The sequence below is a fragment of the Mesorhizobium sp. P2_A8 genome (assembly GCF_056404935.1).
Genome location: NZ_JBFUDB010000010.1, coordinates 383,409 through 396,416, shown reverse-complemented (window position 1 = coordinate 396,416; position 13,008 = coordinate 383,409). Strand labels below are relative to the sequence as shown.

General features: G+C 63.8%; 14 protein-coding genes. 1 reads left to right on the top strand and 13 read right to left on the bottom strand.

Going from position 1 to position 13,008, the window contains the following annotated elements; genetic code table 11:
- Positions 1-170: 170 nt before the first annotated feature.
- From AC1D10_RS29130 to phnG, 8 genes are all read right to left on the bottom strand, one after another.
- A complete protein-coding gene (locus tag AC1D10_RS29130; RefSeq protein WP_477278068.1) occupies positions 171-788 on the bottom strand; it encodes a DapH/DapD/GlmU-related protein in 618 nt (205 codons plus the stop codon).
- Positions 785-1,492 (bottom strand): phosphonate C-P lyase system protein PhnL, encoded by a 708-nt coding sequence (gene phnL / locus AC1D10_RS29125; RefSeq protein WP_477278066.1) that lies wholly within the window; start codon positions 1,490-1,492, stop codon positions 785-787. The genes AC1D10_RS29130 and phnL overlap by 4 nt, the downstream gene beginning before the upstream one ends.
- A gap of 68 nt (positions 1,493-1,560) precedes the next feature.
- On the bottom strand, positions 1,561-2,337 hold the full coding sequence (gene phnK / locus AC1D10_RS29120; RefSeq protein WP_477278064.1) for a phosphonate C-P lyase system protein PhnK: 777 nt from the start codon (positions 2,335-2,337) through the stop codon (positions 1,561-1,563).
- Entirely contained in the window at positions 2,334-3,233 is a 900-nt protein-coding gene (locus tag AC1D10_RS29115; RefSeq protein WP_477278062.1) for an alpha-D-ribose 1-methylphosphonate 5-phosphate C-P-lyase PhnJ, read from the bottom strand. Before AC1D10_RS29115 ends, phnK begins: the two co-directional genes overlap by 4 nt.
- Positions 3,230-3,649 carry a FosX/FosE/FosI family fosfomycin resistance hydrolase gene (fosX, locus tag AC1D10_RS29110; RefSeq protein WP_477278060.1) on the bottom strand — a complete coding sequence of 140 codons (420 nt, stop codon included), beginning with the start codon at positions 3,647-3,649 and terminating at the stop codon, positions 3,230-3,232. The genes AC1D10_RS29115 and fosX overlap by 4 nt, the downstream gene beginning before the upstream one ends.
- Complete coding sequence (locus AC1D10_RS29105) at positions 3,646-4,758, bottom strand: carbon-phosphorus lyase complex subunit (RefSeq protein WP_477278058.1); 1,113 nt, start codon at positions 4,756-4,758, stop codon at positions 3,646-3,648. Before AC1D10_RS29105 ends, fosX begins: the two co-directional genes overlap by 4 nt.
- A gap of 1 nt (position 4,759) precedes the next feature.
- Complete coding sequence (gene phnH, locus AC1D10_RS29100; RefSeq protein WP_477278056.1) at positions 4,760-5,371, bottom strand: phosphonate C-P lyase system protein PhnH; 612 nt, start codon at positions 5,369-5,371, stop codon at positions 4,760-4,762.
- Positions 5,371-5,832, bottom strand: a complete 462-nt coding sequence (gene phnG, locus AC1D10_RS29095) for a phosphonate C-P lyase system protein PhnG (protein WP_477278054.1) — start codon at positions 5,830-5,832, stop codon at positions 5,371-5,373. The genes phnH and phnG overlap by 1 nt, the downstream gene beginning before the upstream one ends.
- 121 nt (positions 5,833-5,953) lie before the next feature.
- Here phnG and phnF point away from each other — a divergent pair, with 121 nt between their 5' ends.
- On the top strand, positions 5,954-6,703 hold the full coding sequence (gene phnF / locus AC1D10_RS29090; RefSeq protein WP_477278152.1) for a phosphonate metabolism transcriptional regulator PhnF: 750 nt from the start codon (positions 5,954-5,956) through the stop codon (positions 6,701-6,703).
- A gap of 104 nt (positions 6,704-6,807) precedes the next feature.
- Here phnF and AC1D10_RS29085 read toward each other — a convergent pair whose 3' ends face one another.
- The 5 genes from AC1D10_RS29085 to AC1D10_RS29065 all read right to left on the bottom strand — a co-directional run bounded on the left by AC1D10_RS29085 (position 6,808) and on the right by AC1D10_RS29065 (position 12,895).
- Positions 6,808-7,824, bottom strand: coding sequence for a zinc-binding alcohol dehydrogenase family protein (locus AC1D10_RS29085; protein ID WP_477278052.1), 1,017 nt, complete (start codon positions 7,822-7,824; stop codon positions 6,808-6,810).
- Positions 7,825-7,894: 70 nt separating this feature from the next.
- Complete coding sequence (locus AC1D10_RS29080) at positions 7,895-8,860, bottom strand: ABC transporter permease (protein WP_477278050.1); 966 nt, start codon at positions 8,858-8,860, stop codon at positions 7,895-7,897.
- The gene (locus tag AC1D10_RS29075; protein ID WP_477278048.1) at positions 8,857-10,410 is read right to left on the bottom strand and encodes a sugar ABC transporter ATP-binding protein; all 1,554 of its coding nucleotides are present in this window, start codon (positions 10,408-10,410) and stop codon (positions 8,857-8,859) included. Before AC1D10_RS29075 ends, AC1D10_RS29080 begins: the two co-directional genes overlap by 4 nt.
- Positions 10,411-10,568: 158 nt before the next feature.
- Entirely contained in the window at positions 10,569-11,561 is a 993-nt protein-coding gene (locus tag AC1D10_RS29070) for an ABC transporter substrate-binding protein (protein ID WP_379103096.1), read from the bottom strand.
- Between the two features lie 335 nt (positions 11,562-11,896).
- Positions 11,897-12,895, bottom strand: a complete 999-nt coding sequence (locus AC1D10_RS29065) for an aldo/keto reductase (RefSeq protein ID WP_477278046.1) — start codon at positions 12,893-12,895, stop codon at positions 11,897-11,899.
- Between the last annotated feature and the right edge of the window lie 113 nt (positions 12,896-13,008).

Here is a 13,008-nt window from a genome sequence, read left to right as displayed (position 1 = left end):
CGGCACTGCCAGTGCATCGCGCCAGGCGCGCATGATGCGCACGTCGTCGTCCGTTGCGCCGGCAACGGTGAGGCCGGTCGGCACGATCTCGATCACCTTGATGGCGCGTCCTGCCCCGGCGATGTGTCAGGGATATGAAACAGGCTCACCCATGACAATGATGTGATGGCTTATCCGCCATATCTTTCCAGAAAGGCCTCGGCCGACAGTTCCCGGAAATCATCTAGCGCTGTCCGCAGCTTGGCATGGTCCCAGTCCCACCAGGCGAGCGCCTGGTAGCGTTCCGCGGTGCGGCGGTCGAAGCGCTCGCGGATCGGTCTGGCCGGCACGCCGCCGACGACGGTGTAGGGCGCAACATCCTTCGACACGACGGCCCCGGCACCGACCGCGGCACCATCGCCGACGGCGACGCCGGGCAGGATGGTCGAGCCGTGGCCGAGCCAGGTGTCGTGGCCGATGGTGACGCGCTTGGCGCGGCGCTGGGCGAAGAACTCGCTCTCGTGCTCGGCGTCGTCCCAATAGTCTGAAGCGCGATAGGTGAAATGGTGCAGCGTCGGCCGCCATGTCGGGTGGTTGGTGGCGTTGATGCGCACGCTTGCTGCAATGTTGGAAAACTTGCCGATCGTCGCGCACCAGACGGCGCAGTCCTGCATCATGTAGGAATAGTCACCGAGGGTGCTTTCGGAAACCCGGCTACGGTCGGCGATCTCGGTCCAGCGGCCGAGCGTCGAGTTCTGCACGTCCGCCGTCTGGTGGACCAGCGGCGTCTCCGACAATTTCCTGGTCATGCGGCGATTTTTCCGGGAGCGAAAGCGGTGACGTCGATGATGCGGTCGGCGACCGCCTCGCGCACATCGTGGTCGTGGAAGATGCCGAGCAGGGCGACGCCCGCCGCCTTCTTGGCAGCGATGAGGTCGATCACCACGTCGCGGTTCCTGGCATCGAGCGATGCGGTCGGCTCGTCGAGCAGAAGGATCGGGTGCTCGGTGATGAAGCCGCGCGCGATGTTGACGCGCTGTTGCTCGCCACCAGAGAAGGTTGCCGGCGGCAATGCCCAGAGTTTTTCCGGCAGGTTGAGCTGCGCCAGCAAGGCGCGTGCCTTGCCGCGCGCGCTCTCTCGGTCCTCGCCGCGCTCGACCAGCGGTTCGGCGACGACATCCAGCGCCGAGACGCGCGGCACGGTGCGCAGGAACTGGCTGACATAGCCGATGGTCTGGCGGCGTATGGCAAGCACGGTGCGCGGGCTGGCGGTAGCGAGGTCGATCAGTTCGTCATCGTGCTTGACGATGATCTGGCCTTCGTCGACGGCATAGTTGCCGTAGAGCATCTTCAGGATCGAGCTCTTGCCGGCACCGGACGGGCCGCCGAGCACGGTGCACTCACCGGCCCTGATCGAGAACGAGACACCGGTGACGACAGGCAGTTTGATGCCGTCGCGCAGATGCATGGTGAAGCTCTTGGCGACGTCGGAAACAACGAGAGGCGTCGGCATGTCAGTGTCCCTTGTTTTGCCGCATGATCCGGTCCGAAAACCGGCTTCCACTTTTCGGGATCATGCGGCTAGACCTGCAATATCGAGGAAACGAGGAGCTGGGTGTAGGGCGCACGGGGGTCGTCGAGCACGCAGTCGGTGAGACCGCTTTCGACGACGCGGCCGTCCTTCATCACCATCATGCGCTGCGACAAAAGCCGCGCGACGGCAAGATCGTGGGTGACGACGATGGCCGCGAGACCAAGGTCCGTAACTAGGCCGCGCAACAGGTCGAGCAGGCGGGCCTGGACCGAGACATCGAGACCGCCTGTCGGCTCATCCATGAACACCAGCCGTGGTCCGGTAACGAGGTTGCGGGCGATCTGCAGGCGCTGGCGCATGCCGCCGGAAAAGGCGCGCGGCTCGTCGTCGATGCGATCCTCGTCGATCTCGACGCGCGACAGCCAGTCGACGGCCGTGGCGCGGATCTTGCCGTAGTGACGGTCGCCAACCGCCATCAGTCGCTCACCGACATTGGCGCCGGCCGAGACAGTCATGCGCAGCCCATCCGCCGGGTTCTGGTGAACAAAACCCCAGTCGGTGCGCATGAGGAAGCGGCGCTCGGCCTCGCTCATACGGTAGAGCTCGCGAAACTGGCCGTCGCGCATGCGATAACTGGCGGTGCCGGAGCTCGGCAGCAGCCGTGTCGACAGGCAGTTGAGCAGCGTCGTCTTGCCGGAGCCCGACTCGCCGACGACCGCCAGAACTTCGCCCGGCCACAGGTCGAAGGAGACATTGTCGCAGCCGACGCGCGAGCCATAGAATTTGGACAGTGCCGAAACGCGCAGTAGCGGTTCGTCGGTCATTGCGCCGGCTCCCTGTTTCCTGGGGCAAGATGGGTATCGGGGGCAAGATGGCCGCGATGACCCTCTTCACGCCGCTTCTCGCAGTGATCGGTGTCGGAGCAGACGAACATGTGGCCGCCATGGTCGTCGAGGATGACTTCGTCGAGATACACGTTCTCGGCCGCGCAGAGCGCGCAAGGCTGGTCGAAGGTCTGCACCTCGAACGGATGATCGTCGAAGTCGAGGCTGACGACTTCGGTGAACGGCGGCACCGCATAGATGCGCTTTTCGCGGCCGGCGCCGAACAGCTGCAAGGCCGGCGAGCGGTGCATCTTGGGATTGTCGAATTTCGGCGTCGGCGACGGGTCCATCACGTAGCGGCCCTCGACCTTGACCGGATAGGCGTAGGTGGTGGCGATGCGGCCGTGCCTGGCGATGTCCTCATAGAGCTTTACATGCATCAGGCCGTATTCCTCCAGCGCGTGCATCTTGCGCGTCTCGGTCTCGCGCGGTTCGAGGAAGCGCAGAGGTTCCGGGATCGGCACCTGGTAGACCAGCACCTGGCGCTCCGTCAGCGGATGCTCGGGAATGCGGTGGCGGGTCTGGATGATGGTAGCCTTCGCCGTCTCGGTGGTGACGGCGACATTGGCGACCTTCTTGAAGAAGGCGCGGATCGAGACCGCGTTGGTGGTGTCGTCGGCGCCCTGGTCGATGACCTTCAAGACATCGTCGGGGCCGATGATCGAAGCGGTGACCTGGACGCCGCCAGTGCCCCAGCCATAAGGCATCGGCATCTCGCGCGAGGCGAACGGCACCTGATAGCCGGGGATGGCGATGCCCTTGAGGATCGCACGGCGGATCATTCGCTTGGTCTGCTCGTCGAGATAGGCGAAGTTGTAGGTGGCGATGTCGGTCATGGCGCGACTTCCAATTCTTTGGCGTAGCGTGCCAGCCGCTCAGTGAGCGTGCCGGTGTGCAATTCGAACATGTGGTTGTCGTCGTCGTAGAAATAGATCGAGCGGCCTTCGCCCTCGACGCGTGGGCGCGGCGGACGCATGTCGAGCCCTAGCTTGCCGATGCGCTCGGCGTAGCGGTCGAAATCGGCGTCATCGATTTTGAATGCGATGTGATTGTAGCTGCGCTCCGGCAGCTTCTCGCCCTCCATGATGGCGATCCAGATGTCGCCGATCAGAAAGAATTTTTCACGCGACAGCGAGAATTGCCTGGCGCCGCTGTCATAGACCTCGCGCGCGTCGAAAATCCCGGTCAGGATCGCGGTCATCCGGTCGAGATCGCGGACGATGAAGGTCATGTGGGACAGGCCTAGAATCATTCCGCGGCCTCCCGCTTCTCTTCGACCTTCGCGGGATTCTCGCGGGCATCGTACTCGGCGCGCATGCGGCGCACGAGGTCGAGTTCGGCCTGGAAGTCGACATAGTGCGGCAGCTTCAGATGCTCGACGAAGCCGGTCGCCTGAACATTGTCGGAATGCGAGATGACGAACTCCTCGTCCTGCGCTGCGGCGACGACATCCTCGCCCAACTCGCTGGCGCGCAGCGCCCGGTCGCAGAGCGCCATCGCCATCGCCTTGCGCTCGCTCTGGCCAAAAACGAGCCCGTAGCCGCGGGTGAACTGCGGCGGCGCCTTGGCAGACCCCTTGAACTGGTTGACCATCTGGCATTCGGTGACCCGCACGCTGCCGAGCGGGACAGCGAAGGGTAGTTCGGGCACGTCGAGCTCCAACTCGACCTCGCCGATGCGGATCTCGCCCACGAAGGGATGGTTGCGGGCATAGCCGCGCTGCGTGGAATAGCCGAGCGCCAGCAGAAAACCCTCGTCGCCGCGTGACAGCGCCTGCAGGCGGATGTCGCGCGCCATCGGGAATTCCAGCGGATCGCGGGTGATGTCGCCGGGGACATGGTCCTGCGGCATCTCCCCATCCGGCTCGATCAGGCCTTCGCGGGAGAGGATGGCGGAGACGCGCGGCATGGCTTGCGCTTCCGTCTCACGCCGCAGCGGCTCGGCGACATCGCCGCCAGCGGCAAGCTCGGGATCGAGCAGCCGGTGCGTGTAGTCGAAGGTCGGGCCGAGCAACTGGCCGCCGGGCAGGTCCTTGTAGGTCGCTGAAACGCGCCGCTCGACCAGCATGGTGGCGGTGTCGATCGCCTTGGAGTAGCCGAAGCGCGGCAACGTGGTGCGATAGGCGCGCACCAGGAAGATCGCTTCGATCAGGTCGCCGCGCGCCTGGACGATGGCAAGGGCGGCCAACTCCCGGTCATAGAGCGAACCTTCGCTCATCACCCGGTCGACGCCGAGCGCCAGCTGCTCGACGATCTGGTCGAGGCGAAGCGCCGGCACCGAACGGTCGCCGCGCCGGCGGTCGGCAAGCAGGCTGTGGGCGTTGGCAATGGCCGCCTCGCCACCTTTTACCGCGACATACATCCTAGGCCTCCATCGTCTTGATGCGCGTGGTGCGCGGCAGGCAGGCGACGCCGTCTGATGTGGCGAGGATGATGTCGACGCCCCGCGGAAAGCGCTGGTTGTTCTGCTTCCACTGCTCGATGAAATGACGCGGCATCTGCGCCGGCGCGATCGTGGCACTGGTTTCGATGCCGGGACCTTCGAGCAGCAGCGGGGCGCCGGAGACGAGATCACTCACCAGCAGGATCAGCGTGGTGGAGCGGTCGGGATAGTCCTGCGTGCCTTGCGAAAAGCCGTCCAGAGCCATCATCTCTGCCGGCGTGGCGATCAAAGCGAAATGCGCATCGGCCGGCGTGTTGGCCAGCGGTGCGCCGGTGTGAAACCCAAGCCAGGATTTGATCGCGGTAGAGGCTTGCAAAGCCGGGTCGAGCCAGAGCGGCGTGTCGTTGTCGCAAAGTGCCAGTGCCACGGCGCCGGCGGTTGCCGAGAGCGGCGCCGGCGGGCGGGCGAAGGCGGGCAGGGGCTGCACGCTGCCCGGCCGCGCCATCGCGTCCATGACCGCGCGGAACACGGTCTGCGCGTTGAAGACTGGATCGGCAAAGCCGCCCTCGATCGATTGCGCTGCGATGTCCATCAGTCTTCTCCGCGAACCATGGTGAAGAAATCCACCTTCGTTGCCGCCGTCTCGGCGCGGCGCCGTTCATGCGCCGCGATCAGGGCCGACCGCAGCGGCGCTATGATCCCGGTCTCGACCTCGGTGCGGCGGGCCGGGTCCTGCCACAGCGCGTCGGCGATGGCCGCCAGCCTCGCCTTTTGCTTGTCGCGGCCAAGCGCATAGCAATGGCCGACCTGTCCGGACGGCAAACGAACTGTGGCGCGGGTAACGGTCGCCTCACCGACATTGAAGGGCGAGCCGCCACCGCCGATGCGGCCCCGCAGGGTGATCAGGCCGGTCTCGGGACCACGCAACAGTTCGGCTTCGGAAGGCAATCCGGCTTCATTCCAGAGCCGGACAATGTCATCGCCGCTGGATTGCGCCAGCGTTGCCATGGCGGCCTTGCGCTCGGCCTGGTCATGAGCTTCCTGTCCTCGCATGAGCAATATTCCTCTTGTCTGAAATTTGTCTATTGATATAGACAACTATACAAATTATATCTTTTATCTAGCGCGAGTCCATGACGTGTGGATGACAGGGATAGAAGGCTGGGGGCAATTGATGGTCGGGCAGCTGCCAGCTGACAGCATCGAGCGGCGTAGTGGTGTCTCGCTGTGGCGGCAGATTGCCGACAAGATCCTGCATGCGATCGCCATCGGAGATTTCGCCGAGAATGCAGCGCTGCCGCCGGAGGTTGCGCTGGCCGAACGCTATGGTGTCAACCGCCATACAGTGCGCAGCGCCATATCAGCCCTCGTACAGGAAGGAGTGCTGCGGGCCGAGCAAGGGCGGGGCACTTTCGTGTTGTCGCGCAAACGGCTGTCCTATCCGATCGGCGCGCGCACACGCTTTTCGGCAGGCCTGCAAGGGCAGGCGTCGGAACGGCATACAGTGCTGCTTGCCTCGTCGGTCGAGCCGGCCAGCCAGCGCGTCGCCGAGGGGCTTGGCATTGCCAGGGGGACTGACGTGATCCGGCTGGAAACGCGCGGCGAAGCCGATGGCCGCCCGGTGTCGCGGGCTGCCGGCTGGTTCGAGGCCAGGCGCTTTGCCGGCATCGATGCCGCCGTGGTGGAAACCGGCTCGATCACCGCATCGCTGGCACGTTTCGGCATCGACGATTATCTCAGGCAATCGACCATCCTGTCGGCGCGCCATGCCGATGGCGCCGACCTTGCCGACCTCGACCTGCAGCCCGGTGCCATCGTGCTGGTCACGGTCGCCGTCAACGTCACGCCCGACGGCCAGCCGATCCAGTTTTCGGAGTCGCGCTTCCCGGCCGAGCGGGTCGAGCTCAAACTATCGGCACTGTGAGCCGACACCGCCGCTTGGCTAAATTGTCTGACGCAAATACCCCCAGGGAAAGCGCCACGCGCTTTTCCCGGGAAAACCGCTTCACCCTTTTCCTGGAATTGCTCCTATCCGACCTCAATCACCGCCTTGATCAGGCCGGATTTCTCGTGCGCCCAGCGGGCGAGATCGCGCGGCGTGCCGGCCAGCGTGGTGCGGTGGGTGACGAGCTTGGCCAGCGGCACGGCGCCGTTGCGAATCGAGGCGGCGACGTGGTCGAAGTCGGCGCGCAAGGCATTGCGGCTGCCAATCAGTGTCATCTCGCGCTTGTGAAATTCCGGATCGGAAAAAGCGATGTCGTCCTTGACGACGCTGACCAGCACCAGTGTCCCGCCATGCGCGACATGGGCGAAGGCCGCCTGCACCGACTGGGTGTTGCCGGTCGCATCGAAAACCACATCGAAGCCTTCGCCGGCGGTTGCTTGCTTGACCAGATCGGGCACCGCGCCACGCGAACCGTCGAGGGTCTGGAAACCAAGTTCGTTCACGGCAAAGTCGAGCCTTTCGCTGCTCATGTCGAGCAACGTCACGTCAAGCCCGGCGATGCGGGCGAAGATGGCGGTACCGAGCCCGATCGGGCCGGCACCGATGACCAGTGTGCGGGCGCCGGGCCGACCCTGCGCGCGCCGCACGGCGTGCGCGCCGATGGCCAGGAACTCGACGGCGGCGGCGTCAGCCAGCGACAGGCCGTTTGCCGGATAGAGATTCTGTGCCGGCACCAGGATCCGTTCGCACATTGCTCCGTCGCGATGGACGCCGAGCACCTCGATCCTGACGCAGCAATTCGGCTTGCCTTGCCGGCAGGCAATGCATTTGCCGCAAGACAGATAGGGGTTGATGACGACCGGTTCGCCAATGGCAAGATCGACGCCGTCGCCAGTCTCGATCACGGTTCCCGACACTTCATGGCCCATGATGCGGGGATAGGCGAGGAACGGGTGCTTGCCTTCGAAGATATGATAGTCGGTGCCGCAGATGCCGACATGGCTGACAGCCACCAGCGCCCAGCCGGGAGCGGGCGCGTCCGGCGAGGGCCGGTCTTCCAGGACAAGATCGTCGGGCGAGCGGCAGACGACGGCTTTCATGCTTCAATCCATCTGTCATGAAATCGCCGGCCCGTCATGTGTGGAGGGCCGGCGGTCAGTTGCGGTCGACTTACTTGCCCCGGCGGCGCAGCCCGTCGAAGTAGACGATGATGATGATCAGCGCGCCGGTGATGATGCGCTGCCAGAACGAGTTGACGTTGAGCAGATTGGCGCCGTTGTTGATGGTGGCCAGGATGAAGGCGCCAAGCAGCGGCCCGTGCACCGAGCCGACGGCGCCGAACAGCGAGGTGCCGCCGATCACCGAGGAGGCGATCGCCTGCAGCTCCCAGCCCTCGGCCTGGGTCGGGTTGCCGATGCCGATGCGGGCGGCGAGCAGCACGCCGACGAAAGCCGCGCACAGGCCCGATAGCGTGTAGGCCATGTAGATGGTGCGCTGGACATTGACGCCGGAAAGACGCGAAGCCTCGGCGTTGGAGCCGACCGAGAACAAATACCGGCCCCAGCGGCTGTGGTGCAGGAAAATATAGGCCGGAATACCCACCAGGATGACCATCCAGAACAGGTTGGGAATGCCGATAAAGGAATTGCGTGAGAACGCCGTGAAGGTGTCGCTGTTGATGTTGATCGAGTTGCCGTTGGTCATCAAAAGGCCGATGCCGCGCAGCGAGGTCAGCGTCGCCAGCGTGATGATGAAAGGCGGCAAGCCCATCTTGACGATGCCGAAGCCGTGCAACATGCCGATGGCAACACCGACCAGCAGCGTCACCAGAATGGCGAGCCAGATGGGGAAGCCGGCATTGATCATCATGGCGACGACGACGGTGGCGAAGCCGACCACGGCGCCGACCGACAAGTCGATGCCGCCGGTGATGATGACGAAGGTCTGGCCGACCGCCATGATGGCGATCATCGAACCCTGGCGCAAAAGATTGGCGATGTTGTTGCCCGAGGCGAAACTCGGCGTAGCCACGGAAAGCACGATCCACAGCAGAACCAGCAGCGCCAGAAGCGTCAGTCCAAACAGGACGTTATAGTTGCGCTTCGGTTTTTCGACAGCAATCGCCTCGGTGCTCATATCTGTCCTCCCAGCTTTTCTTGTTTCTCGGCGAGCGCCTGCGTCAGCACGTCTTCGTGGCTGGCGGCGCGAAAGCCATGGCTTGCCACCAGTTTGCCGCGCCGGAACACATGCAGCGTGTCGGCGAGCTCATAGACTTCCGGCAGATAGGACGAGATCAGGATGATGCCGGCGCCCTTCGACAACAGCGCGCCGAACAGGCGGTAGATCTCGGCCTTGGTGCCGACATCGACGCCAACCGTCGGCTCGTCGAAGATGAACAGCTTGGCGCCGTGCGCCAGCCATTTGCCGATGACGATCTTTTGCTGGTTGCCGCCCGACAGGCTGGAAGCCAGTGCGTTCCGCGTTGGCGTCTTGATGCGGAGGTCGGCGATCTGGCGGTCGGCTTGCGTCTTCTCCTGCGCGCTCGAAATCAGCAGATTGTTCGAGATGCGCTTGTAGATCGGCAGGTTGAGATTGAGGCCGACCGGCAGGTTGAGGCAGAGACCCTGGTCGCGGCGGCTTTCCGGCGCCAATGCCATGCCGAGCTTGATCGCGTCGTGCTCGGAATTGATCTGGACGTCCTTGCCTTCCCAAAGGACCTGGCCGGCCGATTTGCGGTGGCGGCCGTAGAGCGTGGTGACGAATTCGCTGCGCCCGGCGCCGATGAGGCCGTAGAGTCCGACGATCTCGCCGGCGCGAACCGTCATCGAGACATTTTCAAACCCCTTGCCGGACAGGTTCCGTGCTTCGATGATCGGCGCACCTGGGGTGAAATGCTCCTTGTGGTAGACCTGCTCGATGGAGCGGTTGATCATCATCTTGACCAACTCGGCGTCGTTGGTCTCGGCAATGTTGCGGGTGCCGACCAGCGTGCCGTCGCGCAGCACGGAAACACGGTCGGCAAGCTCGAACACTTCCTCCATGCGGTGGCTGATGTAGATGATCGTCACGCCCTCGGTCTTCAGCCGGCGGATCAGGGTGAAAAGCTGGTCGGCCTCCTTGCGGGTCAGGTAGGCGGTCGGTTCGTCGAAGATCAGGAATTTGGTGCCGCGTACGGTGGCGCGGGCCGCTGCAATCAGCTGCTGCTGGCCGATGGTGAGATCGCCCAGCGTGACGTGCGCCGGCAGGTCGAAGCCGAGATCATCGATGATCTTCTGCGCCTCCTTGACCATGGCCCGCTGCTGCAGGATGCCGAAGCGCGAATTCTCCTCGCCGAGGAACATGTTGGCGGCGACCGTCAGATGACGGCAGAGCACGACCTCCTGGTGCACGGCATTGATGCCGAGCGCCATTGCCTCATGCGGCGTTGCCAAGGCTGCCGGCTGGCCCTCCCAGATCACCTCTCCGGAGGTGCGCGGCATGACGCCGGTCAGAAGCTTGATGAGTGTCGATTTGCCGGCGCCGTTCTCGCCGACGATGGCGTGGATCTCGCCGGATTTGAAGGCAAGGTTGACAGGCTTCAGCGCGTGGGTGCCGGGATAGCGCTTCTCCAGCCCGCGCAATTCGAGGATGGTCCGCCCTGGCTCCAGCACGGGAGCCGGATGCAGTTCCTGCGCCGTCGACGTCATGACAATCCTCCCAGATTGGTCTCACGATTGGCACGCGGCGAGGCAAGGATATGCCCCGGAAAACAGCCTAGCTTAAGCTTGTGGATTGCCAAGCCGTTTGTGCCGGCAATGGATGTTTCCGGGGCGCGAGGCCCCGGAAACGATTTGAATACGACGGCTCAGAGCTTCGGGTTGAGCAGTGCGTCGATCTTCGGGTCTTTCATGTTGTCCTTGGTCACCAGATTGGCGCCGGTGTCGACATTGGCCTCGACCTTCTCGCCCTTCGAGGCGGCGAGCGCGGTCTTGATGCCGTCATAGCCCATCCGGTACGGGTCCTGGACGACGAGGGCGGAAATGACGCCGTCATTGAGGAACTTGATCAGCTTCTCGTCGCTGTCGAAACCGACCAGCGCCAGCTTGCCGCCAAGGTTGTTTTCGGCGACAGCCTGACCGACGCCCTGCGCCATGATCAGGTTGGAGGCGAAGATACCCTTGAGGTTCGGGTTGGCGGTGATCAGGTCGGTGGCGATGTTGAGGCCGGTGGTGGCCTGGCCGTCGGCATACTTGTCGGCGACCAGCTTGAGGCCCGGATATTTTGCCTTGAGCTGTTCGGTGAAGCCCTGCTTGCGCTGTTCGAGCGAGCCGGCGCCCGGTGCGTTGGTGATCAGGGCGACGTCGCCCTCGACCTTGCCGCCGTTGGCGGCGCCAATGGCGGCTGCGAGACCGTCGGCGGCGACGCGGCCGCCCTGCACGTTGTCGGTGGTCAGGAACGAGGTGAAGGCCTTGGAGTCGGCGCCGGAGTCGATGCCGATAACCTTGACCTTGGCAGCGGCTTCATCGATCGGCTTGCCAAGTGCCTTGAACTCGGTGGGGGCGATCACGATGGCCGCCGGGTTGCTGGCAACAGCGTTCTCGAGGATCGAGACCTGGCCATTGACGTCGGTTTCAGCCTGGGCGCCGAGCTCCGGCACGTTGACGCCGAGATCCTTGCCGGCCTTGCGGGCGCCGGCCAGAACGATCTGCCAATAGAAGGACGTGGTGTCCTTGACGATGATCGGAATGGTCACGTCCGCCGCTGAAACCGGCGCCGAATGCATGACGCCGGCGAGCATCGACGCTGCTGCCAGTGCCATGACGGCGCGGCGGTTGAGAATGCTGGTCACGAATTTCATTAGGAATCCTCCCTAAGTCGCCCGGTGAACGTTACGGAAGCTCCGTCCGGATAGGCGTGGCCCAAACAGAACTTTATCAATAAAAAACAGTTGCCATGTTTTGATAGTGCATCGACCCGGCCGATGCAAGCGGTGTTTGACCAGTCCTCGCGGGCTTGGCAGAGCCAGATCCACCGCGCTGCTCTTCCCTTGCCGCCGTCAAACGCTCCCGTCTCCGTCCCGTCAACGCATGGAATATTAATTCCATTAATTCGTCAATATGGAATGTTCATTCTTTCATGGGATCGCAAGAATGTGAAGCCCGGGTCACCCGTACTCCGCGGGTGGATGCGGGTTCACACCAGCTCCTGCACCAGCGTATAGGGGCGGTATCTCGCGTATTCCGCATCCGGCACGTCGACGTCGAGCAGTTCGAGATTGCGGGTCAGGTTTGCCAGCTTGGCGGTGCCGGTCAGCACAGTGGCGACCGCCGGCTCATGCAAGGGAAACTGGAATGCGGCAGCGGCCAGGGGATAGCCGGCCTCAGTGGCGATCCTTTCCATCGCGCCGACGCGGTCGAGCACATCGTGGCTGGCGGGCAGGTAGTCGAAATGCGCGCCTTGCACCGGGCCGGTCGCGAGGATGCCGGAGTTGAACACGCCGCCGATGACCAGCGACGTCTGTTGCGCCCGGCACAGCGGCAGCAGTTCCGCTTCGGCACTGCGGTCGAGCAAGGAATAGCGGCTGGCGAGCAGGATGCAATCGAGTGGTGCCCGGCGCATCACGTCGAGGCAGATCTGGACCTCGTTGACGCCAAGTCCGTAGGCGGAAATGATGCCGGCTCGCTTCAGCTCCTCGAGTGCCTTGAGGCCGCCATCCATCAACTCGCGAAAATGCAGCTTGGTCCTCTCGACACCGTGCGTGTAGGCGCCGATGTCATGGACGAACAGGATGTCGATCTTGTTCAGGCCAAGCCGCGCATAGCTGAATTCGACCGAACGCATGATCCCGTCATAGGAATAATCATAGTCCAGCGCGAAGGGCAGCGGATCGACATAGGAGTGATCGGGAACCTGGTCGTCCGGCACCGGGCGGAACAGGCGGCCGACCTTGGTCGACAGCACATAGGAATCGCGCGGCTTGTAGCGCAGGAAGTCGCCGAAGCGGCGTTCCGACAGGCCGAAGCCGTAGAAGGGCGCGGTGTCGAAATAACGCAAGCCGGCCTCCCAGGCGCCTTGCAGCGTCTCCATCGCCGCCTCGCGCGAACAGGCGCGATAGAGCCCCCCGATCGCGGCGCCGCCAAAGCTGATCTCGGTGACCTCGAGCGCGGTCTGACCGATGCGGCGCTTGTTCATGCGAAAACCTCCCCGTTGCCGACCCTTGTCCGGCCCGCCGTCTACCAGATATCAGTTCAATCTAGAGCAATTCCAAGGGAAAGCGCATAGCGCTTTTCCCCGGGAATTGCGTA